The sequence below is a fragment of the Castellaniella sp. genome, assembly GCF_041677825.1.
Classification (GTDB): domain Bacteria; phylum Pseudomonadota; class Gammaproteobacteria; order Burkholderiales; family Burkholderiaceae_B; genus Castellaniella.
Genome location: NZ_JBAYPG010000018.1, coordinates 42,530 through 66,414 on the forward strand (window position 1 = coordinate 42,530; position 23,885 = coordinate 66,414).

The 23,885-nt window shown below is 65.1% G+C and carries 21 protein-coding genes, 1 tRNA gene and 1 pseudogene; 5 read left to right on the forward strand and 18 right to left on the reverse strand.

Annotated elements, in window-relative coordinates; translation table 11 throughout:
* Nucleotides 1-13: 13 nt before the first annotated feature.
* The 11 genes from proV to WCY17_RS08985 form a co-directional block, all read right to left on the reverse strand.
* On the reverse strand, nucleotides 14-1,294 hold the full coding sequence (gene proV / locus WCY17_RS08935; protein WP_372701834.1) for a glycine betaine/L-proline ABC transporter ATP-binding protein ProV: 1,281 nt from the start codon (nucleotides 1,292-1,294) through the stop codon (nucleotides 14-16).
* A 407-nt stretch (nucleotides 1,295-1,701) separates the two neighbouring features.
* Nucleotides 1,702-2,835 carry a M14 family metallopeptidase gene (locus tag WCY17_RS08940; RefSeq protein WP_372701835.1) on the reverse strand — a complete coding sequence of 378 codons (1,134 nt, stop codon included), beginning with the start codon at nucleotides 2,833-2,835 and terminating at the stop codon, nucleotides 1,702-1,704.
* Between the two features lie 92 nt (nucleotides 2,836-2,927).
* Complete coding sequence (locus WCY17_RS08945; protein ID WP_372701836.1) at nucleotides 2,928-3,779, reverse strand: VOC family protein; 852 nt, start codon at nucleotides 3,777-3,779, stop codon at nucleotides 2,928-2,930.
* 48 nt (nucleotides 3,780-3,827) lie between these two features.
* Nucleotides 3,828-5,138: an NAD(P)/FAD-dependent oxidoreductase gene (locus WCY17_RS08950; protein WP_372701837.1), complete on the reverse strand. Its 1,311-nt coding sequence runs from the start codon at nucleotides 5,136-5,138 to the stop codon at nucleotides 3,828-3,830.
* A 14-nt stretch (nucleotides 5,139-5,152) separates the two neighbouring features.
* Entirely contained in the window at nucleotides 5,153-5,776 is a 624-nt protein-coding gene (locus tag WCY17_RS08955) for a DAK2 domain-containing protein (RefSeq protein ID WP_372701838.1), read from the reverse strand.
* 25 nt (nucleotides 5,777-5,801) lie between these two features.
* A complete protein-coding gene (locus WCY17_RS08960) occupies nucleotides 5,802-6,797 on the reverse strand; it encodes a dihydroxyacetone kinase subunit DhaK (RefSeq protein ID WP_372701839.1) in 996 nt (331 codons plus the stop codon).
* Nucleotides 6,794-7,753, reverse strand: a complete 960-nt coding sequence (locus tag WCY17_RS08965) for a uroporphyrinogen decarboxylase family protein (RefSeq protein WP_372701840.1) — start codon at nucleotides 7,751-7,753, stop codon at nucleotides 6,794-6,796. The genes WCY17_RS08960 and WCY17_RS08965 overlap by 4 nt, the downstream gene beginning before the upstream one ends.
* Nucleotides 7,754-7,756: 3 nt before the next feature.
* The gene (locus WCY17_RS08970) at nucleotides 7,757-8,476 is read right to left on the reverse strand and encodes an ABC transporter ATP-binding protein (protein ID WP_372701841.1); all 720 of its coding nucleotides are present in this window, start codon (nucleotides 8,474-8,476) and stop codon (nucleotides 7,757-7,759) included.
* Nucleotides 8,460-9,278, reverse strand: coding sequence for an ABC transporter ATP-binding protein (locus WCY17_RS08975; protein WP_372701842.1), 819 nt, complete (start codon nucleotides 9,276-9,278; stop codon nucleotides 8,460-8,462). Before WCY17_RS08975 ends, WCY17_RS08970 begins: the two co-directional genes overlap by 17 nt.
* On the reverse strand, nucleotides 9,275-11,218 hold the full coding sequence (locus WCY17_RS08980) for an ABC transporter permease (protein WP_372701843.1): 1,944 nt from the start codon (nucleotides 11,216-11,218) through the stop codon (nucleotides 9,275-9,277). Before WCY17_RS08980 ends, WCY17_RS08975 begins: the two co-directional genes overlap by 4 nt.
* 54 nt (nucleotides 11,219-11,272) lie before the next feature.
* The gene (locus tag WCY17_RS08985; protein ID WP_372701844.1) at nucleotides 11,273-12,406 is read right to left on the reverse strand and encodes an ABC transporter substrate-binding protein; all 1,134 of its coding nucleotides are present in this window, start codon (nucleotides 12,404-12,406) and stop codon (nucleotides 11,273-11,275) included.
* A gap of 184 nt (nucleotides 12,407-12,590) precedes the next feature.
* Here WCY17_RS08985 and WCY17_RS08990 point away from each other — a divergent pair, with 184 nt between their 5' ends.
* Nucleotides 12,591-13,472 carry a pirin family protein gene (locus WCY17_RS08990; protein ID WP_372701845.1) on the forward strand — a complete coding sequence of 294 codons (882 nt, stop codon included), beginning with the start codon at nucleotides 12,591-12,593 and terminating at the stop codon, nucleotides 13,470-13,472.
* On the opposite strand, the gene WCY17_RS08995 is transcribed toward WCY17_RS08990, so the two are convergent.
* The 6 genes from WCY17_RS08995 to WCY17_RS09020 all read right to left on the reverse strand — a co-directional run bounded on the left by WCY17_RS08995 (nucleotide 13,436) and on the right by WCY17_RS09020 (nucleotide 20,327).
* Entirely contained in the window at nucleotides 13,436-15,712 is a 2,277-nt protein-coding gene (locus tag WCY17_RS08995; protein WP_372701846.1) for an FUSC family membrane protein, read from the reverse strand. The genes WCY17_RS08990 and WCY17_RS08995 overlap by 37 nt on opposite strands.
* 81 nt (nucleotides 15,713-15,793) lie before the next feature.
* A complete protein-coding gene (locus tag WCY17_RS09000; protein WP_372701847.1) occupies nucleotides 15,794-16,495 on the reverse strand; it encodes an ABC transporter ATP-binding protein in 702 nt (233 codons plus the stop codon).
* Nucleotides 16,492-17,283 carry an ABC transporter ATP-binding protein gene (locus WCY17_RS09005; protein WP_372701848.1) on the reverse strand — a complete coding sequence of 264 codons (792 nt, stop codon included), beginning with the start codon at nucleotides 17,281-17,283 and terminating at the stop codon, nucleotides 16,492-16,494. Before WCY17_RS09005 ends, WCY17_RS09000 begins: the two co-directional genes overlap by 4 nt.
* The gene (locus WCY17_RS09010) at nucleotides 17,280-18,239 is read right to left on the reverse strand and encodes a branched-chain amino acid ABC transporter permease (RefSeq protein ID WP_372701849.1); all 960 of its coding nucleotides are present in this window, start codon (nucleotides 18,237-18,239) and stop codon (nucleotides 17,280-17,282) included. Before WCY17_RS09010 ends, WCY17_RS09005 begins: the two co-directional genes overlap by 4 nt.
* Entirely contained in the window at nucleotides 18,236-19,108 is an 873-nt protein-coding gene (locus WCY17_RS09015; protein ID WP_372701850.1) for a branched-chain amino acid ABC transporter permease, read from the reverse strand. Before WCY17_RS09015 ends, WCY17_RS09010 begins: the two co-directional genes overlap by 4 nt.
* 1 nt (nucleotide 19,109) lies before the next feature.
* Nucleotides 19,110-20,327, reverse strand: a complete 1,218-nt coding sequence (locus WCY17_RS09020) for an ABC transporter substrate-binding protein (protein ID WP_372701851.1) — start codon at nucleotides 20,325-20,327, stop codon at nucleotides 19,110-19,112.
* A gap of 245 nt (nucleotides 20,328-20,572) precedes the next feature.
* Here WCY17_RS09020 and WCY17_RS09025 point away from each other — a divergent pair, with 245 nt between their 5' ends.
* The 4 genes from WCY17_RS09025 (at nucleotide 20,573) to WCY17_RS09040 (ending at nucleotide 23,587) form a co-directional block, all read left to right on the forward strand.
* Entirely contained in the window at nucleotides 20,573-21,451 is an 879-nt protein-coding gene (locus tag WCY17_RS09025; protein ID WP_372701852.1) for an aminotransferase class IV, read from the forward strand.
* A 52-nt stretch (nucleotides 21,452-21,503) separates the two neighbouring features.
* Nucleotides 21,504-22,685, forward strand: a complete 1,182-nt coding sequence (bktB, locus tag WCY17_RS09030; protein WP_372701853.1) for a beta-ketothiolase BktB — start codon at nucleotides 21,504-21,506, stop codon at nucleotides 22,683-22,685.
* A gap of 5 nt (nucleotides 22,686-22,690) precedes the next feature.
* Nucleotides 22,691-23,467 carry a spermidine synthase gene (locus WCY17_RS09035; RefSeq protein WP_372701854.1) on the forward strand — a complete coding sequence of 259 codons (777 nt, stop codon included), beginning with the start codon at nucleotides 22,691-22,693 and terminating at the stop codon, nucleotides 23,465-23,467.
* A gap of 43 nt (nucleotides 23,468-23,510) precedes the next feature.
* Nucleotides 23,511-23,587 (forward strand) — tRNA-Val (locus tag WCY17_RS09040).
* Between the two features lie 46 nt (nucleotides 23,588-23,633).
* Here the strand turns inward: WCY17_RS09040 and WCY17_RS09045 are convergent.
* A pseudogene (locus WCY17_RS09045) lies at nucleotides 23,634-23,885 on the reverse strand (hypothetical protein); the annotation flags it as partial.

Consider the following 23,885-nt stretch of genomic DNA (forward strand, 5'->3'; position numbering starts at 1 on the left):
GTGTTCGATCGGGTCAGGCTGCGCTGGTGGCGTCCGCGGTGCCGGCCTGTGGCATGGCGGCGGTCTCCGGGATCTCGGGCAACGGATCACCATGGGGGTCGGTGGTCGGGTCCAGGAACTTCAGCAGCGTCGTGCGGCTGATGGCCCCCAGGAACCGGCCGTCATCGGTCACGACGGGCAGGGGATAGGGGTGCTCGACCATGCGGGTGTACAGGTCATTGATCAGGGTGTCGGCGGCCACGGGCCTGACATCGCTCAGGAAGGCTTTGTCCAGACCTACGGGGCCGTCCTGGGCGCGCAGTGCCGCGCGCAGGGAATCACTGGAGACCATACCCATGAACCGATGGTGTGGGGTCACCACGAAGGCCCACTCGCGGTCATGGTCCTGCAGCCGCTCGAGCGCCCGCCGGCAACCCCGATTCGGGCTTTCGGAGATTTCCACCTGGGTCTTGCGCGCAATGTCGCCGGCCTTGAACACCGCGGCCACATCGACACCGCGGATGAAGTCGCGCACGTAGGTGTTCGCCGGGCGGCGCAGAATCTCTTCGGGCGTGCCCACCTGGACCACATAGCCATCGTTCATGATGGCGATGTGATCGCCGATGCGCATGGCCTCGTCCAGATCATGCGAGATGAAGACGATGGTGCGTCGCTTTTCGTCCTGCAGGCGCAGGAGTTCGTCCTGCATCTCGGCACGTATGATGGGGTCGAGGGCGGAAAAGGCCTCGTCCATCAGCAGGATCGAGGGGTCGGCTGCCAGGGCCCGCGCCAGGCCCACACGCTGCTGCATGCCACCCGAAAGCTCATCGGGGTAAGACCGTGCCCAGACCTCGAGGCCCACCTGGCGCAAGGCCTGGTGGGCCTGCCGGATGCGCGTGGTCCTGTCCACACCGTCCAGTTCCAGCCCGAAAGCCACGTTATCCTCGACCGTCATGTGGGGCAGCAGGGCAAAGGACTGGAAGACCATGCTCATGTCCTTGCGCCGCAGACGCCGCAGCTGGGCATCGCTATAGGTGCTGATGTCGTGGCCGTCCACGATGACCTGGCCGCTGGTGGGTTCGATCAGGCGATTGAGCAGGCGCACCAAAGTGGATTTGCCCGAACCGGACAGCCCCATGACGACGAATATTTCCCCCGCCTTGATATCGAACGTGGCATCGAACACGCCGATGGTCTGTCGCGTGCGTTCCAGGATGTCCTGCTTTGAATACCCCTGCTTTGCCAGTTCCAGGGCACGGGCCGGATTGTCGCCGAAGACTTTGAAAAGGTTCTTGATCTGGATGGACTTGGCCATGCGCTCTCCTCGCCTGTTGAGCGTCGGGCGCCACTGATTGCAACCGTTCAATGATTACAGGACGTACCCGGCGCAACCTTGTGTTGCCAGACTGGCACCCTGGGGTGCCCGGCCGCCCTGGATCTGCCATGAAACAGGGCGCCGAATGACCGGTTCGCAACGGTGCGTGCAGGCACGAACACCGCCTTTTTATGCTGTCGGTGACCGTTGGGCGGTACCATGCAGCCGCGCTGAAATCTGCATGCTGCAGCAAGCGCAAAGCGTAAGATTATAACGAATTATGTATGTAAGTCCAAATTTGATGGCGTAATCGTTATATAGAATGATGTGGGGCCCATGGTATGGCCGTTCTGCCGCTCCGGGCTTTCAATCGCTGCGCGCCGCTGATTGGCTGCGCGCCGCCCGGATTACTCATGCCACTCGCGCACCCCTTGGAGGATCTGGTCCTGGATCTGCATGGCGTGCGCCAGCACGCTTTGCTTCCAGTCGCTTGCCGATGGTGAAAAGGCTTCGAGCAGTTGCGCGCGCAGCGCCAGTACGGTTTCGCGCGGCAGGTCGGGGCGGGTCTTGAGGTAGCTGTCGCCCTGCAGGGCACGCCGGGTCTCCAGGCTGCTCTGCGTACCGAACTCGATGACCGCGCCAACGATTTCAGCCGGCTGGGCGTAGCGCTGCACCCCCTGGAACAGCAGGCCCTGATAGTCGGGGCGTGCCGAGCCGTCGAATCCCGCCTTGGTCTCGACGCGCTCACGGCCCCACCAGCGGCAGGCCCGCGCCCACCCAGGCCCGCCGGGCTCATTGAAGCACAGAAAGAAAGGCTGCCCCCGTTCGCCAAGCCCGGTGTGCCAGTCGATGAAACCGATCCGGCGTGCCCCTGCCAGGTGGCGTTGAACAATGGTCCGGAGCGTGCGGTTCGACCATTCCGGGCCGGTGCCGCCATAATGCACCCCGTGCGGATGGCTGTACTGTCCTTTGGCCAGCACATCCACGAACGTATCCTGGCCATGTTCTCCGATCCAGGCCTGCAGCCGGGCTTCGGCGGCGTCGAGGGCCTCCGGCGTCCAGGCCTGCGTGGTCAGCGCCGCGTGCAGGCTGGAATAGAGCGGATTGTCCGGAGGCGGGTTGTCCCAGTCGATGAAATTGCGGTTCAGATCGATATTGTTCTCGGTGGTGCGGCTGATGTGCGCAAAGCCCCAGGGGTTGATGGCGTGCACCAGCACGATGCGGATGTCCGCGGCCTGGGGGCGCACCGCCATCTGCCTGAGCAGCGCGACCTGTGCGGCGGATCCGGTGAAGCCCTCGGGCCCGTGCGTGCTGCTCACGATGAGCACGGCCTGCTCGGCCTGTATGGGGCCCAGGACGGCGACATCCGTGCTCAGGGTGCTGCCGTCGGGTCCGCTCACCTGGTCATGCACCAGTGTGTCGGTGCGTGCGCCCGCGGCCGCGGCAGCAGCCAGGAAATTGGCCCGTGCACTGGCATAGTCGGGCATGAAACATGCATGGGTCAGGGCGGCCGGTGCGAGAGGCAAGTCAGAAGTGGTCATGGGGTTGCTCTTGGAGGAAGGTTGTCTGGCCTGGATCGTGAGTGAGGTCCGGCGCGGGCTGTGCTGCCGTGCATGCCGGTACCGGCTGCCGGTCAGGTGTGCTCGAACACCAGCAGCACGCCGCTTGCGCGTGCCGGGGGCACGACCACGCTGCCTGTGGTGTGCCAGGAGCCCGAGCCCGCGCAGCGCGCCGCGGCTTCCAGGTCGCGCACCCGCAGGACCAGCGCAATCGCGCCTTCGGGGGGCAAGTCGATGTCTGCGGGCAGCGCATGGGTCTGGCTGAATGTCTCCGGCGTGACGAACAGGATGTCGGCACGCTGCGGACCCGTGCGGATCACGGCACCCGTGGGGGTGGCATCGGGTTCGGCGTCCAGCACCTGGCCCAAAGCCCGGGCAGCGGAGGCGGGATCCCGGGCCAGCACTTCAACCCTGGAAATACCCGTGACCGTGTTGGGATGCTCGATCAGCTCCGGTAGCCAGACGGCGTGTCGAGTGTGGTGCTGGCAGGCAAAGACACGCAGGTCGGCCGGGCGGTGATCGGGTGGCCAGTTGAAGATGGTGAAGGCCGCCTCGGCCTGACTGCCGTCGGGCCGGTTCACCGGCCGGCTGAAATGCACCGGCCCGATCGCCTGTATGCCCAGCCCGGACAGCGCTTCGACACCTGCTGCCGCATCGTGGGTCCGCAGAGCAAGCTGTTCCAGCCCCTGGCCGCGGCGCGCCAGGAAATCCCGGCTGGGGGCGTTGAGTTCGGTGGGCTGCAGGATGCCGAGCAGTTCGAGGTAGTCATCCTCGAACATGATGGTGTAGTTGCCTGTGCCCAGATGGTCGCTGTGCCGCCCGCGCGGGGACACCGTGAACCCCAGATCGCGCCATTGTGCGGCTGCGTCATCCAGTGCCTGCACCATGATCACCACGTGATCCAGTCCTTCTATGGTTGCCAGCATGAGTCCTCCTGTGGGTATCCGGAAAATAGGCTGTCGGGCATCGCTGGTTCAGATCTCGCGCCGGTCCAGCATGCGATACCTGAGCAGCATCCAGGGCGCAACGTGACGGATCAGGTTGCGCATGGGCAAGGGGCGCGGCTCGGTGAATGGCAGAGCCAGGCGATCTTCCGGGGTACCGCCCACGGCCCGCGCGAATTCGCGGCCCAGTGCAAACGACAGGGCGACGGCGCGCCCGTTGCAGCCCGCCCAGGCCCAGCCGTTCGGGCCCAGGCGATGAAAGCGCGGCATGAAATCATCGGTCATGCCCACGTAGCCCTTCCAGACGTAGTCGAAATGCACCTGTCCAATGATAGGCCAGAGCCGTGCAAGACGCCTGGCCACGTAGGCCGAGAGCCGGGCCCGCTCGTGCAGGGTGAAAAGCAGGTTGCCGCCGGTGACCAGGCGCCCGCGTGCATCGGGGCGCGCAAAATACAGTTCGCCGTGGGTGTCCGACATGGCTTGCCGGCCCGGCAGGATGGCCTGTTGCACGGCCGGGTCCAGGGGTTCGGTCGCCATTTGCCACGAAAACACGGGTACGACCTGATGCGCGATGCGCGGGGCCAGTGTGCTCGCAAAGGCGTCCGTATAGGCATTGGTGGCCAGGACCAGAGCCGGGGCGCGGGCGGTGCCCGTGGGCGTGCGCACGTGCCAGAGGCCATCGCGGTGTTCGTAGTGCAGCACCGGGCTGTGCCCATACAGGCGGGCACCCTGGTTCATCACCGTTCTGGCCATGCCGCGCGCCAGCGCCAGCGGATTCACATGCCCCCCCGTGCGATTCCAGAAGCCGCCATGCCAGGCATCCGACCCGGTCATGCGGCAGACTTCGGCGCGGTCCAGGAGTTCTACGGGTGCCCCGCGTGCCCGCCATTGGCTGCAACGCCGTTCGGCGATACGGATGCGTCCTGGTGAATGCACGGGCTGTACCCAGCCTGTCTGCTCGGCTTCGGCCTCGATGCCATGCTCGGACACGATGTCGAACAGCAGTGCGGCGCAGTCGCGCAGCATCAGTACGAACCGCTCGCCCGCCGCACCGAAGCGGGCCTCGATGTCATCGGGATCGGGGCGCGTCAGGGTGGGGATGACCTGGCCATTGTTGCGGCCCGAGCCGCCCCAGCCTGGCTCGGCCGCTTCGAGCACGACCACTTCGGTGCCCGCCTGGCGCAGGTGCAGGGCAGTCGACAGGCCTGTGAAGCCGGCGCCGATCACGATGGCGTCGGTCTGCAGATCGCCCTGCAAGGGCGGACAGCCTGGTCCCGGCGGTGTGACAGCGGCCCAGAGTGAAGGGATGTCGGCCATGGCGGGTGCAGCGGTGGACCCCATTCAGGACTCCTGGTTCAAGGGTTGCAGGCTTGGGCGCCCGCACGAAAGAACAGGGCGATCGCCAGCGCGCCGGGATCGATGACCCCGGCGGCGGCATCGCCCACATAGCTCGCTCGCCCAAGGCGGGCCGTCATGTGGGCGGTGGCTTCGGCGCCCTGCTGTGCGGCCCGAGCGGCCTGATCCAGCCCCTGTTCGAGCGGGGCGCCGTTCTCCAGGGCCTTCTGCAGGGCTGCCGTGGCGGGCAGCATGGCATCCACCATGGTGCGGTCGCCCGGCCTGGCACCCCCCAGCCGTTGCACGCTGGCGGTGCCTGCAGCCACGCCGGCTGCTAGTGTGGTCAGAGTGACCGCGGTGCTGGCCTGGGCCTTGGCGAGTTCGCGCAGCCACATGCCGAGCAGGGGCCCGCTGGTGCCGCCGGTGTGCAGAAAACCGTTGGCGGCGGCCGCGAGTACCTGCGCATCGCTGGCATCCTGCGCCAGGCTCTGAATGCCGGCCGTGGCACGCTTCAGGGCCTGCGCCAGATTGACGGCGAAGTCGCCATCGCCTGCCGCACGGTCGAGTGCGCCCAGATGCGCTTTCTCGAGCTCGAATGCCGCCGAGAAATTCGCCAGCCAGCGTCGTGTGAATGAATCATCCATGATGTGTTCCTGCGAGCGTGTGTTTCTACCAGCGCAGTGCCGGGGTATGGACGGGGGCATCCCACCAGCGCAGCAGCGCGTCATCGACACGGCTGAGCGTGACGGACACGCCAGCCATGTCCAGCGCCGTGACATAGGCGCCCGTGAGTGTACGGGCCACGGAAATGCCGTGCCGTGCAAGTTGTCGGTGCAGGCTCGCCGTCAGCAGATAGAGTTCGGTCAGGTGGGTGGCACCCAGCCCGTTGACGATGGCCAGCACACGACCTTGTGGCGGTATGGCCAGGGCCTGGACCAGCGGTTCGATGAGTTGTGCCAGCAGGGCATCGGCTCGATCGAAGGCAATGCGGCCCCGGCCGCGTTCACCGTGGATGCCCACGCCGAATTCGACTTCTTCGGCCGGCAATTCGAACGATTTGATCCCCGTGCCCGGATGCGTGCAGGCGTCCAGAGACAGCGCCATGGAGCGCGTGCGCGCCACGACGTCAGCCCCGAGCCGTGCCAGTTCATCCAGATCCATACCGGCCCGGGCTGCGGCGCCACAGATTTTTTCCACCACCAGGGTCGCGGCGGTGCCCCGGCGCCCGGTGCGCGAGCCGGCGATATCGGTGGCCAGATCATCATCGACCAGCACGCGCGCCACAGGAATGCCTTCATCTGCCGCGATTTCTGCCGCAATCGAGAAGTTCAGCACGTCGCCGGTGTAGTTCTTGACGATGTGCAATACCCCCCGGCCGGCATGGACATGCTGCGTGGCTGCACTGATCTGAAAGGCCGTGGGTGAGGCAAATACGGCGCCAGGTACGGCACCGTCGAGCATGCCGGCGCCGATGAAACCGGCATGCAGGGGTTCGTGCCCGGTGCCGCCACCTGAAAGAAGGGCCACCTTGCCCTGCGCGGGTGTGCGCCGGTACAGGAAGAACGGCTCGCGCTGCCAGGCGATCTCCGGGTGGGCCAGGGTCAGCCCTTCGGCTGCGTCGAGCGCGAATTCGTCGGGCTCGTTGATGAAGTAGCGCCGGCTCATGAAGCCCCCGGTGGCGACACCGGCTGCACCGGCAGGGGCATGCGGGCCGCAGCGACCAGCGCATGGAAGATGGCGGGTGGCGTATCGGAATGCATGGTGCAGCCGGGCGCGACGATGATGCGGTCGGCAGTTTCCTGGCGGCTGGCCAGCACGTTGGCGCGCACCTTGCTCAGCGCCCAGTAGAGGGTGCCGACCTCGTCCAGCCCGCCCATGGGCACATGGCGCCCGCCCCGCGCCACTTCGCCCAGGGTGGGGCGCGACTGGTTATGGGACCAGCTCAATACGTCGGCCGGGTAGTCGTTCACCCATTCGGGGATGAGGTCATAGCCATGCACATGCATGACGCGCACCCGGTCGCGCGCCGCCTCTAGGACCTGCCTGTCGTAGGGCGCGATCCAGTCGGCGAACTGAGCGGCATTCAGCCCCCAGCCGTCGACCCCGGCGTCGGCGCCGTTGACGGCCAGAAAAATGCCATCCACGATACCGGCCGATGCGCGGATGAAATCGACCAGGCGGTCGGCGACCCGGCCGATGACTTCGTGGGCCACCTGCGGGTGGGCCTTGAACAGCGGCACCACCCCATCACCCAGGGCCCGGATGACGGTCTGGAAGGGCGAGAACACCGTGTCCAGGGTGGGCACGCCCGGGGCACCGTCGCGGATGCGGCGCAGCACCTCGAGCTGGCGCTCGAAGTTGTCATATGGCAGATCCGGGCTGCCGATGGCGCGCAGCTCGTCTACCGTGGTGGCCTCGCGCAGACCGCCTTCGGTGGGAAAGCGGTAGTCGTCCATCACCTTGATGTAATCCCAATCGTAGGCTCGCACGAAACGCAGGTGCACATCGGCTGCCAGTTCGGGCTCCCAGAGGGCGCTGCCAAAATGAATCCAGCTGCTGACGGGTGGATGATCCACTTTTTCGCCCCGGCTGGCTGCCATGAATCGCTGCTTCTTGTCCATATGTTACAGACCTCCGAGATAGGCCGATTGAATGTTGGGGTCGCGGGCCAGGTCGGCCGATGCGCCCTGCATGACCACGGCACCGTTCTGGAGCACGTAGGCGCGGTCGGACAATGCGAGGGAGCGGTTTGCGCTTTGCTCGACGATGAGCATGGTGGTGCCGCGCGCCTTCCAGTCGAACAGCAGGTCATAGACGATGTCGACATAGGCCGGCGACAGGCCCATGGAGGGCTCGTCGATGGCGATGATGCGTGGCCGCTGGATCAGGGCGCGCGCCATGGCCACCATCTGCTGCTCGCCCCCGGACAGCGTGCCTGCCACCTGGCGCAGGCGTTCCTGGACGCGTGGAAACTGGGCAATGGCCTCATCGAGCCGCTCGCGGACCTGCGGCCGCGTCAGCTGGCGCCGTTGCGCATACAGCCCCATCAGTACGTTTTCCTCGACGGTCATTTCGGGAAACAGGCGCCGTGATTCGGGGATGGAGGCCACGCCGCGCGCGATGACTTCAGGCGTGCTGACGGCGGCCAGGTCTTCGCCATCGAGCAGCACGTGCCCGTCACGCGGCTTGACCAGCTGCAGGGCCGTCTTGATGGTGGTCGACTTGCCGGATGCGTTGCCGCCCAGCACCGCCACCACCTCGCCCGCAGCCACGTGGATGCTGACATCGTGCAGGGCCTGGACTGGGCCATAGAAGACGTTCACCGATTCAAGCCTGAGCAGCACCGTGGCCTCCTCCGAGATAGGCTTCGATCACCCTGGGGTCGTTCAGGGCAGCCTCGGGCGTGTCATCGGCAATGATGCGGCCCGCATCCATGACGATGACCCGCTGGCTCATTTGCCGCACGACGTTCATCTTGTGCTCGATGAACACCAGGGTCAGTTCCGGTCGCGCGGCCTTGATGTCGCGCAGCAGGCTGGCCAGTTCTTCGGTTTCGGTCGGGTTCATGCCCGCCGTGGGTTCGTCGAGCATCAGCAGCCTGGGCCGGCTGGCCAGGGCCCGCGCGATTTCCACCCGCCGGCGGTTGGCGTACGACAGGGTGAACGTGTAGTGGTCCAGCCGTGGCCTGAGGCGCTCGCCGAACAGGTCGATGATGTCCAGGGCGTGGCGTTCAGCCTCACGGTAGCGTGCCCGCCACGTGGGCAATTGCAGCAGGGATGCCGTTGCGTCACGCACGGTGTTGCCGAGCGAAAAGGGGTGGGTGGCGTAGAACAGGCCGTAGTAGGCCCCCACGCGCACGCTGTCGAGCACGCTCAGGCCGGGAAACACGCGCGCGGTCTGGAAACTGCGCACCATGCCCAGCGAAAACCGGTGGGCGGGCGTCAGCCCGGTGACATCGATGTCGCCAAAGCGGATACTGCCCGAGTCTGCCTGCGTCACCCCGGAGAGCAGCTGCACCAGCGTGGACTTGCCTGCGCCGTTGGGCCCGACTATGGCGGTGGTGGAGCCAGGTTCGACGCTCAGGCTGAGATTGTCGCAGGCATGCAGGCCGCCATAGGTCTTGCTCAGATTCTGGACGGTGATCATGGCGTGCCCTGCGTGGTCGTGCGTTCTGCCTGACCCGCGCCGGCCTGCACGCGCGAGCGCCTGAAAGAGAGCGAAGTCAGGCCGGAGGGCAGGAACTTGATGATCAGGATCAGGACCGCGCCATAGATCAGCTCGCGGTATTCGGCGTGCCCGCGCAGGACTTCGGGCAGGGCGATGAGTACGATGCTGCCGGCCACCGCCCCGAAGGGCGAGACGATGCCGCCGGCCAGCACCATGGTCAGCAGCAGGAAGGAAAACAGGATGAGGAACGAATCGGGGCTGACGTACGACTGCTGGTAGGCGAACATCATGCCCCCCAGGCCGGCCATGACGCTGCTCATGATGAAGGCAATGACCACGTAGGGCGTGGCGTGCACCCCGTAGGCATCGGCGGCCAGGCGGTCTTCGCGGATCAGGCGGAAATTCATGGACAGGTGGCCGCGCTGCAGCAGGTGGACCAGGAACAAGGCCAGCAGCAGCACTGCGAAGCAGATCGCCGTCATGGCGCCCGGGAAATCCAGTGCGCGCCCGCCCAGCAGGGCGAAGTGAGGTTCGGCTATGCCGCCGATGCCCATGGGGCCGCGGGTCACCGGGATGGCATTGAGCATGATCAGGTAGCCGATCTGGCCCAGGGCCAGCGTGGCCAGTGCCACCATGTGGCCCGAGAGCTTGAGGACGGGATAGGCAAAGAGCAGGCCGGCAAAGGCCCCGATCACGATGACTGCCAGCAGCACCATCTCGAAGGGCCAGCCCAGCTTCGTGGTGATGAGTGCGCAGACATAGGCCCCGATGCCCATGAGCGCGCTGTTGCCCACCGAGACATAGCCGGTGAATCCCGTGAGCACGGTCAGCCCCAGGGCAGCCGTGGCGAAGATGGCGCCCTGGGCGAAGACCCCGGACCAGTAGCCATCCATCTGAAAGCTCGCCATCAGGCCGATGAGCAGTGTCAGGCCCATGGTCCAGCGCATGGGGATGTGGCGCGTGCCCATGACGGTGACCGGGAAGCCGGAGTTGTCGGCCAGTGGCGATGTGGTGGGAATCGCCCCGGCGCCCCTGGAGCCCCCGAGCCCCTGCAATGCGCGCGACCCGAGCAGCCCCTGTGGGCGCAGGACCAGCACCAGCAACAGCAGTGAAAAGGCCCCGATGTCACGATAGGCCGACCCGATGTAGCCCCCAGCCAGGGATTCGAAAACCCCCAGGACCAGCCCGCCCAGGACGGCGCCGGGCAGGCTGACCACCCCGCCGACCATGGCCGCCGCAAAGCCCTTCAGGCCAAACGGCAGGCCCATGGCGGGGTCGATCTGCTGGAAGTACATGCCGACCAGCACCCCGCCCAGAGCCCCCAGCCCCCCCGAGAGCGCGAACACGGCCAGCTTGGCCGGGCCGGTGTGCACCCCCATCTGCTGGGCCGCCACGGGGTCCTGGGCGGCTGCGCGTATGGAGCGCCCCAGCCAGCTGAACCTGAGCAGCAGGCTGAAAAGCGCCATGAAGAGGACGGTGACGCCCAGAATGATCAAGTCGGTGGCGCCGAAATACAGCGGCCCGAGTTGCAGGCTGATGTCTGCAAAGGGGTTGGGGAACGCCACCGGGTCGGGCGACCAGATCAGGCGCACCCCCTGGTCCAGCATGAAGGACAATGCCAGCGTGCTGAGCAGCGGCGCGATTTCGGCCGAGTCGCCCAGCCATTCCACCGCGATCAGATCGATCAGCAGGGCGATGAGCACCGACCCGACCAGGGCCACCACGAAGGCTGCCCACAGCGGCAGCCCCCAGAGGGCGGTGCTGGCCCACACCAGATAAGCCCCCACCATGACCTGCGAGCCCTGGGCGAAGTTGACCACCTTGGCCACCCCGAACACCAGGGCGAAGCCCAGGGCCACGATGGCATACACGCTGCCGATGGCCAGGCCATTGATGAACTGCTCGATCAGTACAACCATGATTCAGGCAATTTGAAGAACAGGGGAATCCGGGCGCCTGCAACGCTGGATGCGTCAGTTGGCGGGTTCGAATTCGCCGCCTTCTATCTTGAGCCAAGTGATGGTCTTGTCGACGTCCCCGTGCTGGTCGAACTTCATCGCGCCGGTGGTGCCGCGCACCTGGACGTCGAACAGCTTGTCGCCCAGTGCCTTGCGGCCTTCGGCGCCGGTCTGGTCGATATCATCGAGCGCAGTGCCTATCATGGCGATGGAGTCGTAGCCCACGGCCCCGAATGCGTTCGGGGTCTGATCGTAGGCCTTCTTGTAGGCCGCCACGAAGTTCTGCACGACCGGCTCGGTGCTCTCGGCAAAGAAGAACGCCGGCACATACCAGCCTTCGACGGCCTCGTCGCCAGCCAGATCGATCAGCTGGTGGGTATACAGCGCCGTGGATGTGATGACGTCGGGATCCCAGCCAGCCGCCTTCAGGCGTTGCGCAAGCACCGCGCCACTGGCGTAGTGCACGGCCACGTAGAGGGCATCCGGGTTCTTTTCCTTGAGCAGGGTGACCAGCGTGCGCAGGTCGCGTGTGTCGGGGGCCACCGCCTCGGAGGCGACGATGGTGCCGCCCTTGGCCTCGAAGCTTTTCTTGAAGACATTGGCCGCGGAATTGCCCCAGTCATCCTGGCGATACACGATGGCGACCGTCTTGGCGCCGAGCACGTCGGCCACGTAATCGGCGATGCGGTCCGCCTCGATCGACTGGGTGGGTGTGCCACGGAAGGCGTATTTGGCCAGGCCGGTGAAATCCGGGTGCGATGAAGTGGGTGAAATCTGCGGGATGCCGGCCTTGTCGAGTATGGGCGCCGCCGCCATGGCGGCGGTGCTGGTGAAGCTGCCCACGGCGGCGATCATGTCCTTGTCCTGGGCGAATTCGCGCGCGATGTTGGTGGCCGTTTTGGGCTCGCCGCGGTCATCGCGCACCAGGAGCTCGATCTTGTGGCGGTGATCCTGCTTGTTGTATTGGTCTACGTACAGCTCGACCGCCTTGCGGATCTGCTGGCCGTTTTCGGCGTTCTCGCCTGTCAGGGGGACGAAGACGCCGACCTTGGCGACACTGTCGGCCGCCAAGGCCGGGGTGTTGAAGAAGGCCATGGGGGCGACGGCGGCCGCCACGGCGAGCGTCTGGAAGATTCGTTTGTTTGCCATGTTGTATCTCGCTCTGGTGTCAGGCCCGACAATGGGCACGTACAGGCAGAATATAAAACAACTTCGAGTTATTGTTCATGCTTTATGCTCGATGGATATAAGCATTCATGTGCTGGCATGGGCAATCCCATTTTTTTCTGCCAAGCTACAAGTATAGGAATATTCAGCCAACCAGGACATATTCATGAACACGCATTGCCTCATCGAACAACGTCCCCATGACCTGGGGGGGGGTTTCAAGGTCGGTCGCCTGCTGCCGTTTCGCAAACGCCGCATGGTGGGGCCGTTCATCTTTTTCGACCACATGGGCCCCATGCAGCTGGCCCCGGGCATTCCGCGGGCGCTCGATGTGCGGCCGCATCCGCATATCGGCCTGTCCACGGTCACGTATCTCTACAGCGGCGCCATCACCCATCGCGACAGTCTGGGCTGCCAGCAGGAAATCCGCCCCGGCGAGGTCAACTGGATGACTGCCGGCAAGGGCATCACCCACAGCGAACGTCTGGAATATGCGCGGGCGCATGGTGCCAACATGCATGGCGCCCAGGCCTGGGTGGCACTGCCCGAGGCACACGAAGAAGATGAGCCCAGTTTCCACCACCTGCAGGGGGCTGCCCAGTTGCCCGAATTCGAAGAGCATGGGGTCAGGGGGCGGCTGATCGCAGGCCGCCTCGACGGCCAGCAGGCGGCTGTTCCAGTGTATTCACCCTTGTTCTATCAGCACTGGGACATGCGCGCGGCCGGACGTCGCAGTCTGGGGGCGCAGTATCCAGAGCGGGCGGTATACGTGGCGTGGGGTGAGATCGAACTCGATGGTCAGATCGTGGCCGCCGGTACCATGGTGGTGCTCGAACCCGGCCGGGCGCTCGATATCGAGGCACGCGAGCCCTCGATCGTCATGGTGCTCGGTGGCGAACCCATAGGCGAGCGACACATCTCGTGGAATTTTGTCTCCTCGTCGCGCGAGCGCCTGGAACAGGCCCGGGTCGACTGGCAGATGCAGCGCATGCCGCTGCCGGTTGGAGACGATCAGGAATTCATCCCGCTGCCCGCTGGTGCCGCCTGAGTGGCGGGTGCGCCCGTCGGCGGCGCAGGTGGCGATGCGCCGGTTGCGTCGGCCGCAAGGCCCAGTTCACGCATGGTGTCGCGGATCCCCTGGGACGCGTTGATCATCTGGCGCAACGGATAGGCCAGCGCCGCATGGGCATCGTCGGTTTCGAGGGTGCGTGGCGCGCTGGCCTCCTGGCCAGCCAGAAAGCCCAGGGTGGCATCGAGCGCCTGGCGTATGCCATCGGGTTCGCCGGGCAGCTGCCTGAGTTGCGGGATGATGGCCGCAGCCTGCAGGGCGAGGATATTGTGTTCCATGAGCAGCCGGTTGAAGGCCTGCACGTGTTTCTGATGGCGTATCGGCTCGTCCATCATGCGGTAGAACGTGGCGGCGAAGTTGCTGTACGCATAATGCAGTTGCTGTTGGCCCAGCCGCCAGCCCAGTTCGGCCTCTTGCAACTCGGCCGACGCAGGCTGCGCGGGGTTCTGGCTGCGTGACAGCGCCACCAGGTCCAGGCCGCGCTGCAGGAATTCGCGGTTGAGCTCGAGCAGCCTGCGGGCCAGCTGGGGGAGCGAATTGACCTCCCATGAGGGCAGGATGTAGCTGGATGACAGCGCCAGCAGGCTACCGATCACGGTGTCCGTCAGGCGCTCGCCAATCACGGCCGCCGAGTCGGCCGGATCCAGGAAGTGAAAAGCGAGCATGACCAGCAGCGTCATGAAGGTGGCTGCCAGCATGTAGTTCACCTGAATCAGGCCGTAGCCCAGAATGCCCGAAATGATGAGAAGCAGCAGCAGGACGCTGCTGTCTTCGACGACTGCGAACAAGAGCAGCGCCAGGGCACAGCCCAGCAGGGTGCCCATCAGGCGCCAGCCATTGCGTTGTCGGGTGATGGCAAAGCCGGGTTTCATGATGACGATCACGGTCAGCACGATCCAGTAGCCGCGACTGGCCAGGCCGCCCGGCAATTCGTGGCGCTGGCCGAGCTCGAGCATCAGGCTCGAGGCCAGCATGGCCAGCAGCGCAGCGAAAGCGACCCGCAGGGCATAGCGGAAATGCACCGACTGCATGTTCAGGCTGTTCGTGAGCATGCTGATCTGCCAGCGCTGGCGGGTCAGGAACCGGTTCAGGCTGCGATTGGTGCGTTCGTCTTCGACCTGGGTCTGCTCGGGGTGTTTGGCACACTGCGCCATGCGTTCGACCAGCCGGGTCATGGTGCGCATGCGACGCAGCACTTGCACCAGCAGTGCATAGAGTTCCGGGTCCTGGGCCAGGGCCCCCCGGCTGCGCCATTGCTGGAGTTCGAATTCGAGCGCGCGCAGTTCAGCCTTCACGCTGTTGCGCGCCTGCCGCTGCTGGCCGCGGGCGACATTGAGTGCGATCTGGCCGACATTGGCTGCCAGCTTGTTCAGCGCATCGCGCGCGAACAGCAGGATATCGCTGTCGGGCAAGCCATGGCGCAGGCGGGCGTAGTCGGTCTGGGTGGCCAGCATGCCATCGAGCAGGGCGATCATGTCGGTGAACAGGTTCACCAGGGCCTGGCGGAACCGGTTCTCGCGGGTGTCCGTGCGTTGCGGGAGTTCACGCAGAACCACATCCCGGGCAACCTGATGCGCATCGGTCATGGCCGATTGGCGCAGGGTGAGCTTGCGATAACTGTCATCCAGGGTGAAATCGGTATCGTACAGGCGGGCCCGTGCCGCCATGTAGTCTGCGGTGGCAAACAGGGCCACCGACAGGGCCTGCCGGGTCTCGATGCGCCACATGAGGCGCCGCAGCACCGTGCTGAAGCCCAGGTAGAAGACCCCGCCCAGGAAAATGGCCAGCGTGTAATGGGCCAGCTGGATGCCGGTCATCGGGCTGCGCATGGTCAGCGTCATGACCAGCAGACAGACGAAACCCAGCAGGCCGCCTGGCTTGCCATATACATTGAGCAGCGAGAAGCCGAAGCACAGCAAGGGGACGAGCAGCCAGAGCGCCCAGCCGACCTCGGTCAGCAGGCCTGTGATGATCGCGGTGGCGGATGCCAGGAACAGCGCGGCCAGCATGCCATTGCGCCCATAGCGTCGTGGCCCGCCCGGCGAATCGACAATGGCCAGGCAGGCCGAGCCTATGGCCGCGGCAAACCCGGTATCGACTTCGCCCAGGTAGCCGGCCACGACCAGGCCCGGCAGCAGGATGCCCAGCGCCTGGCGCAGGCCACCGAACAGATAGTAGCCGGTAAAAAAGCGCAGCAGCGGGTTGATGAGAGCGTTCATCTGCGACCTCCGGACCGTAGCCGGAGTATAGGCAATCGTTGCCGTATGCAGGCGGCCGCCTGTGGAAAATCGGGTCGTGGCTCAGACCGAAAGGTATCTGTCCTGGATGGCATGGTCGTGCAGCAGGTCCTCGCTGCTGGCCTGATGCACGATGCGCCCTTTTTCGAGGATATAGGCGCGCCGGGCGTGTTTCAGGGCAAAGTGCACGCTCTGGTCGGTGAACAGTATGGTCGTGGTCTTTGACAGATCATCGATCAGTTCGCCGATCTGCTGCACGATCACGGGCGCCAGGCCTTCGTTGGGTTCATCGAGCAGCAGCAGCCTGGGTTCGCTCATCAGCGAACGCGCGACGGCCAGCATTTGCTGCTGCCCGCCCGAGAGGTTGGCGCCATCGCGGTCGGCGATTTCGGCCAGCATGGGGTAGAGGTCGAAAATGCGTTCGATGGTCCACTGGCCCGTGCTGCCCGGGCGTCTGTAGGTGCTGATTTCGAGGTTTTCACGTACGGACAGCGTGGGGAAGATGCGTCGGTCTTCGACCACCAGGCCGATGCCCATGCGGGCCGTGCGCCAGGTGGCCTGGCCGGTGATGTCCTGGCCATCGAACACGATGCGGCCCCGGCGTGGCGGTGTCAGGCCGATGATGCTGCGCAGCGTGGTGCTTTTGCCGGCCCCGTTGCGACCCAGCAGGCAGACGGTCTCGCCAGCCTGCAATGACAGTGAAACGCCCTGCAGGGCGTGGCTGTCGCCGTAATAGGTGTGGATGTCCTGTACGTCGAGCATCATGGGGCCTCTGCCATTTCGATGTCTTCGCTGCCCAGATACGCACGGCGGACCTCGGGGTTGGCGCGCACCACGGCAGGCGCATCCAGGATCAGCGGGCTGCCATGGTGCATCACCAGGATGCGATCGGCCAGATCGAAGACCACGCGCATGTCGTGCTCGGTGATGAGGAACGTGTACTGCCCCGTTTGTGCCAGCGACCGCACCAGGGCAATGATGTGGCCCGTTTCTTCAGGGGTCATCCCCGCGGTGGGTTCGTCGAGCAGCACCAGCTCGGGCTGTGTGGCCAGGACCACGGCGATTTCGACCAGGCGCTTGTCGCCATAGCTGATGGTGCCGGCGATCTGTTCGGCCAGGCGATCGAGGCCAAGCCTTTCGAGCAGCGCATCGGCCTCGCGGCGTATGGCCTGGTTGCGATCTGCGCGATTGAACCAGCGCCGGCCTTCCCGATGCCATGCAGTGAGCGCAACCTCGACGTTTTCCCGCACCCGCATTTCGGTAAAGATGTTGTTGATCTGGAAGGACCGTGAAATGCCGAGCCGGCTGATCCTGTGGGGTGGCAGGCCGCCGATTTCCTGCCCCTTGAACAGGATGCTGCCCTGCGACGGCGCCATGCGCCCCGACAGCAGGTTGTAGAAGGTGGTCTTGCCCGCGCCGTTGGGCCCGATGATGGCCAGGGTCTCACCGCGCTGGACGTCGAGCGAGACCCCCGATACGGCTGCAAAACCGCCAAAGCGCTTGCCCAGATCATGGATGCGCAGGATGGGTTCGCCTGCGGCTATCGGTGTCATGGCAGCCTCCGGCGGCGCCGGGCCTGCAGCGCGTCGAGCACGGTGCCCAGCAGGCCGCGACGAAAGAACATCACCATGAGCGCGAGGATGATGCCCAGGAACAGCATCCAGGACTGGGTGAGACTGGTGATCCAGGTTTCGAGCAGCACGAACACGCCGGCCCCCAGGAAGGGCCCGAGAAAATAGCCACTGCCACCCAGGATGGTCATCAGCACAGGCTCGGCCGATGTGCTCCAGTGGGCCAGCTCCGGGCTGGCGATGCGCAGGAAAGGGGCCATGAGCCCGCCCGCCAGGCCGGCGAAGCCCCCGGCGATGGTGAAGGCCGCCAGGCGGTAGAGGCGGATGTTCAGGCCGCAGAATGCCACGCGTTCGGGATTCTGGCGGATGGCCCGCAGGATGAGCCCGAAAGACGAATTGCAGATGCGGTACAGTGCCAGGCTGGCCAGCACCACGATGACCAGCACCACCCTGTAGTAGACCGCCGGGTTGCCCAGGGTGAAGTCGAGCCCGAGCCCCAGCGAGCCCACCGAAAACCCCGAGATGCCATCGCTGCCGTTGGTGACCGAACGCCATTGGTGGGCGACGCCGAAGACCATCATGCCAAAGGCCAGGGTGAGCATGGCGAAGTAGACTTCATCGAGCCGCACGCAGAAAAACCCGATGACGAGTGCCAGGATCAGCCCGGCCGCGAACGAAACCAGCAGGCAGGCGAGCAGGGGCCAGTGCAGCGACTGCAGCAGCATGGCAGTGGCGTAGGCGCCCATGCCAAAGAATGCCGCATGGCCGAAGCTCAGCATGCCGGTATAGCCGAATACCAAGTTGAAGCTGGCGGCAAACAGGCCGAGGATCAGGATCTGGGTGGCGATGAACAGATAGAAGAATGGTGCCAGAGAGGGCAGGGCGTACAGCAGCACCAGCGCAGCCGCCAGGAAGAACAGGCGCAGGGGAAGAGTCATGCGGATTTCCTTGCCCCCATCAACCCGTGGGGTTTGAACAGCAGCACCAGGGCCATGCCGATATAGGGCAGGACCAGATTGGCATCGGGCAGATAGCGCCCGCCCAGGCCGTGGATCAGGCCCAGGACGATGGCGCCCAGCAGGGCCCCGGGAAAGCTGCCCAGGCCGCCGATGACGACGACGATGAAGCTTTCTATGATGATCTTGTCGCCCATGCCGGGGTCGATCGCCCGCATGGGCGCGGCCACGGCCCCGCCCAGGGCTGCCAGCCAGGCGCCGAAGGCAAAGGCGCCGGTAATGACCAGCCGCGTGTTGATGCACAGGACCTGGGCCATTTCACGGTCGAGCGCCGCGGCGCGCATGATCTTGCCCAGCCGGGTGCGGTTGAACAGCAACCACAGCCCGAGCAGCGTGCACAACCCCACGATGAGCACGAATACGCTGTAACGTGGATAGGACAGGCCGCCGGGCAGGTCGATGGCCCCCCGAAGGGGCACCGGTGGATCGATGACGTGGATGCCGGTGCCCCAGATGAGGCGTACGGACTCGTTCAGGATGAGCAACAGAGCGAACGTGAGCAGCAGGCTGTCGGCGACTTCGCGCTGATAGACGAAGCGCAGCATGCTGCGGTCGATCAGGATGGCAACGCCGGCCACCACCAGCGGCGCCATGAGCAACGTGGCCCAGAACGGCAGCCCAAGCCCGGCCATGAGGGCGAAGCTCATGTAGGCACCCAGCATGTACAGCGCGCCGTGGGCGAAGTTGATGACGTTCAGCACCCCGAAGATGATATTCAGGCCTACTGCGATGATGAACAGCAGCAGGCCGATATCAAGGCTGTTGAGCAGGGCCAGCCCGAGTCCGGCCATCTCAGAGCTTGCACTCGGGGTCGACCGGTGGCGTCACGCTGGCGCCCTCGAAGTTGTGCAGCTGGGTGAGCGAGCGGATCTTGTCGGCCTCGTTCATGGCACCGGTCAGGCCCCAGGTGGGCCCGATGAGCGCCTGGTGATCGCCGGCCCGGAAGGTGAGATCACCCGTGGGCGCGGGTACCGTCAGGCCGGCCAGCGCAGCAATGATCTTGTCGGGCTCGACCGCGCCGGCCTTTTCGATGGCGTCCTTGAAGGAATACACGGCCATGTAGGCGCCTTCGGCGTTATAGCTGGGGGGCTGGTTCCAGGCCTTCTTGTAGGCCTCGACGAATTTCGTGTTGATCGGGTTGTCCCAGGAGCCGTACCAGTAGCGCGTACCCAGCCAGATGTCTGCCGGCATCTGATCGCCCAGGGCGGTGAGCACCTCGGTGGCGGCGCCCACGCTCATGAGCACCTTGAAGCCCTGCTTGAAGAAACCGCGATCGTTGGCCTGGCGCACGAAATTGACCAGGTCGCCGCCCCACAGCGAGATGAGGATGCCATCGGGCTTGCTTTCCATGACGCTGTTGATGAATGGCGTGAAATCTTCGGCACCGAACCTGGGAAACGCAAGCTGGTCTTCCATGAGCACCGCGTCGGGCTTCTTTTCCTTGAGGTATTTGCTGAAGAATTCCCAGGACTGGTGGCCGAAGGCGTAATCGGGGCCTATGGTGGTCCATTTGACGGCCCCGGTGCCCGCCGCGATATCGGCCGCACCCATCATGTTCTGGTTCACGTTGACGCTGAGGCGGAAGGTGTACTTGTTGCACAGCTTGCCGGTGACGTCGGGCGTGGCCGCGTGGGTGATCATGAAGGGCTTGCCCAGTTCGGGCAGCACCGGGACCAGGCCCTGGGCCACACCGGAGCTGTCGAGGCCCATCATCAGATCGACGTTGTCCTGGTACACCATTTTGCGGGCCACCTGGATGGCCGTGGCGGCCTTGCCCTGGCTGTCTTCGATCTGGATGGACAGCTGGCGCCCCAGTACCCCGCCCTGGGCGTTGATTTCGTCGATGGCCAGCGTTGCGCCCTGCTTGGCGAATTCGCCATAGGATGCCGCGCTGCCGGACATGAGGTAGATGCCGCCGATGCGGATGGGGTCTGCGGCCTGGGCGCTGCCAGCGGCAAATGCCGCTGCCATGGCCACGGCGAGCAGCGTGCTGCGTGTGGATGCTTTCATTGTGGTCTCCTGGGAAGGCAGATGTTACGGTCATCTGTCAATTTGTTTCTTCACCGAAGTCTACACCAATATGCAGGTTTTCTCAGGGGGGGTTGCACGTCTGGCTCGTCCGGCTTTCGCTCACGGAATGGGCTGGCCCGATGGGTCGCGTGGCAGGACGTTGCAATACGCTCACGGCGCTGCCGGTGCACTCGGAGGCGCTCGTGCCAACAGGCATAAAATAGGGTCTTCTCAAGGGGGTTCAGATGATTGCAGGTGTGGATCAGGACAGTGTGGCTTTTCTGAACGGGGCCTGGCTGCCGCTGGGTGAGGTCAGGATATCGGCGCTCGACAGAGGCTTCATCTTCGGCGACGGGGTCTACGATGTGGTACCCGCCTATGGCGGCCAGCCATTTCGCATGGCGCATCATCTGGCGCGCCTGCAGCGCAGCCTGGCCGCCGTGCGCATCGAGACCGGGCGCAGCACCCCGGCCTGGCAGGCATTGGTGCTCGAGCTGCTGGCACGCAACCCCGATATCGGCGATTGCACCGTCTATCTGCAGGTCACGCGCGGGGTGGCCCGGCGCGATCATGGCTTCCCGGCCGGTGTGGCGCCCACTGTGTTCGGCATGGTGTCTCCCCTGCGGCGGCCGACGCAAGACCAGCGGACCCGGGGCCTTGCGGTGATCAGCATCGTCGACGAACGCTGGCTGCATTGCGAGATCAAGTCGACCTCACTGCTGGGCAATGTGCTGGCCCGGCAGCAGGCCGTCGATGCAGGCGTGGATGAGGTCGTGCAGTTTCGCGATGGCTTTCTGACCGAAGGCGCGTCCTGCAACATCTGGGTCGTCAAGAACGGGGTGTTGCACGCGCCCCTGCGCAATCATCTGATCCTCGAGGGCGTGCGTTACGCTTTCCTGGTCGAGCTCGCAAAACAGGCCGGCATTCCTTTCGAGGCGCGCCCCATTGGCCGAGACGAAGTCGGCCTGGCCGATGAATTGCTGCTCTCCTCGGCCAGCAAAGAGGTGCTGCCGATCATCACCCTGGATGGCCGGCCCGTGGGGACTGGCCGCCCCGGCCCCGTATATGGGGCGCTGCGGGCTGGCTACGATGCCGCCATCGATGCGCTCGTCACGGTGGCCTGAAATCGGCCTAGAATGACACACCGCAGCAATTATTCTCGAGGAGGATTGCACGATGCAAGAAGTGGTGATCGTTCAGGCCTGTCGTACGGCCATTGGTGATTTCGGTGGCGCACTCAGGGATGTCCCGCCCTGCGAGCTGGGGGCTCTGGTCGTGCGCGAACTGCTCGCCCGGGCCCAGTTGCCGGCGACCGACGTGGGGCATGTCGTATTCGGCCACGTGATCAATACCGAGCCGCGCGACATGTATCTGTCGCGCGTGGCGGCGCTCGACGCCGGCATCGACAAGGCCACGCCGGCTTTCAACGTCAACCGGCTGTGTGGCTCGGGCCTGCAGGCCATCATCTCGGCCGCCCAGGGCCTGATGCTGGGCGATGCCGAAATCGCCATCGGTGCCGGGGCCGAAAGCATGAGCCGCGCCCCCTATGCCGCCTCGGGGCAGCGCTGGGGTTCGCGCATGGGGGATTCGCGCCTGGTGGACATGATGGTCGGCGCCCTGTCGGATCCTTTCGAAAAGTATCACATGGGGGTAACGGCCGAGAACGTGGCAAAGAAATACGGCATCAGCCGGGCCGATCAGGATGCGCTTGCGCTCGAGTCCCACAGGCGCGCAGCACACGCCATCGAGCAGGGTTATTTTGCCGGGCAGATCGTGCCCGTCGTGCAGAAGACGCGCAAGGGCGAGGTCGTGTTCGATCGCGACGAACACGTGCGCACGGACGTGACGGCTGAAGGCCTGGGCAAGCTCAGGCCCGTGTTTGCGAAAGAAGATGGCACGGTCACTGCCGGCAACGCCTCGGGCCTGAACGATGCCGCGGCCGGCGTGCTGCTCATGACGGCCGATGCCGCCCGGGCGCGCAGTCTGCAGCCCATGGCACGCCTGGTGGCCTATGGCCACGCCGGGGTCGATCCGCAATACATGGGCATGGGGCCCGTGCCGGCGACCCGCCAGGCGCTGCAGCGGGCAGGCCTGGACCTTTCCCGGATCGATGTCATCGAGGCCAACGAGGCATTCGCCGCCCAGGCCTGTGCCGTTGCGCGTGAACTCGGCTTTGATCCCGACAAGGTCAACCCCAACGGCAGTGGCATCAGCCTCGGTCATCCCATCGGTGCCACCGGCGCGCTGCTCACGGTCAAGGCACTCCACGAGTTGCAGCGCATCCAGGGCCGCTACGCGCTGGTCACCATGTGCATCGGCGGGGGCCAGGGGATCGCTGCGATTTTCGAGCGGGTCTGAGGCCCATGCGCCGCAGTGCGTACGGGGCATCGCAGGCCGTGTCGCTGATGCTCGATGAGCCGACCCTGTCCGAACTGGATGGGGTGCGCTACCTGCACCTGGGCACCGAGTGGGTGCAGGGTGCGATGCGCCTGAACCGGCCTTCCGAGCTGGTGCTGGCCTATACCCGGCAGATGATGGCCTGGCTGCTGTTCACGCGCGCTGGCCAGCGCGACACGCTGGCGATTCTGGGGCTGGGTGCCGGCGCCCTGCTGCGCTACTGCCTGCGCCACACGCGCAGTCGCGTCGTCACGGTCGAGCACAACGAACGGGTGCTGGCGTTCTGTCGCACCTATTTTCGCCTGCCCGAGCCAGAGCGCTCGCGGATCGATCTGGCCGATGCCCGGGACTGGGTCGCCGAACCGCAGCGTGCCGGGCACTATCGGGCCTTGATGGTCGATGTCTATGATGGCGACGCGCAAGGGCCAGCCTGCGACGATCCGGCGTTCTACCGCGGCTGCTGGCGGGTCCTGGACGATAATGGCGTGATGACGGTCAATCTGTTCAGCCGGCATCCCAGCTGGTCGCCCAATGTGCGTGGCATACGCGCGGCGTTCCGGGGCCAGGTGCTGCGCTTGCCCGAGATCGACGAAGGCAATGTCGTGTTGCTGGCCTTCAAGGGCCCGCTGCCGGATCTTCATCATCCCGACGTGCTCGCACGCGCCCAGTGGCTCGAAGCGCGCCTGGGCCTGCCCGCGCCGCAGTGGCTGCATGCCTTGCAGCAGCAGAGCGCTGTTGTTTGACAACGGCACCTGTTTCTTCCTAAAATTGCGGTCTTCTCACGGCAGGCGGTTAGCTCAGTTGGTTAGAGCGCTACGTTGACATCGTAGAGGTCGCTGGTTCGAATCCAGTACTGCCTACCAGAATATTGCCAACGGCTGCCCAGCCGTGCCAAGAAAGCCGCTCAATCTATTGATTCAGCGGCTTTTCTTTGCAAGGAGTTCCAAGTCTTGCCAAGCCCAGCCGAGGCGCGATGGGGGCACGGATGGGGGTATGCCCATCAGCGATGGGGTATGGCGCATCCCCCACGAATTCTGCGTTTTTCGTGTCCAGGTAATCCGACCACCACTGCATGAGCGCACAGCGCTCGTCCCAGTACTCGGCGTGGTTGTATGTCCGGCGAATCTTGTTCCTGTCTTTGTGTGCGAGCTGGCGCTCGAT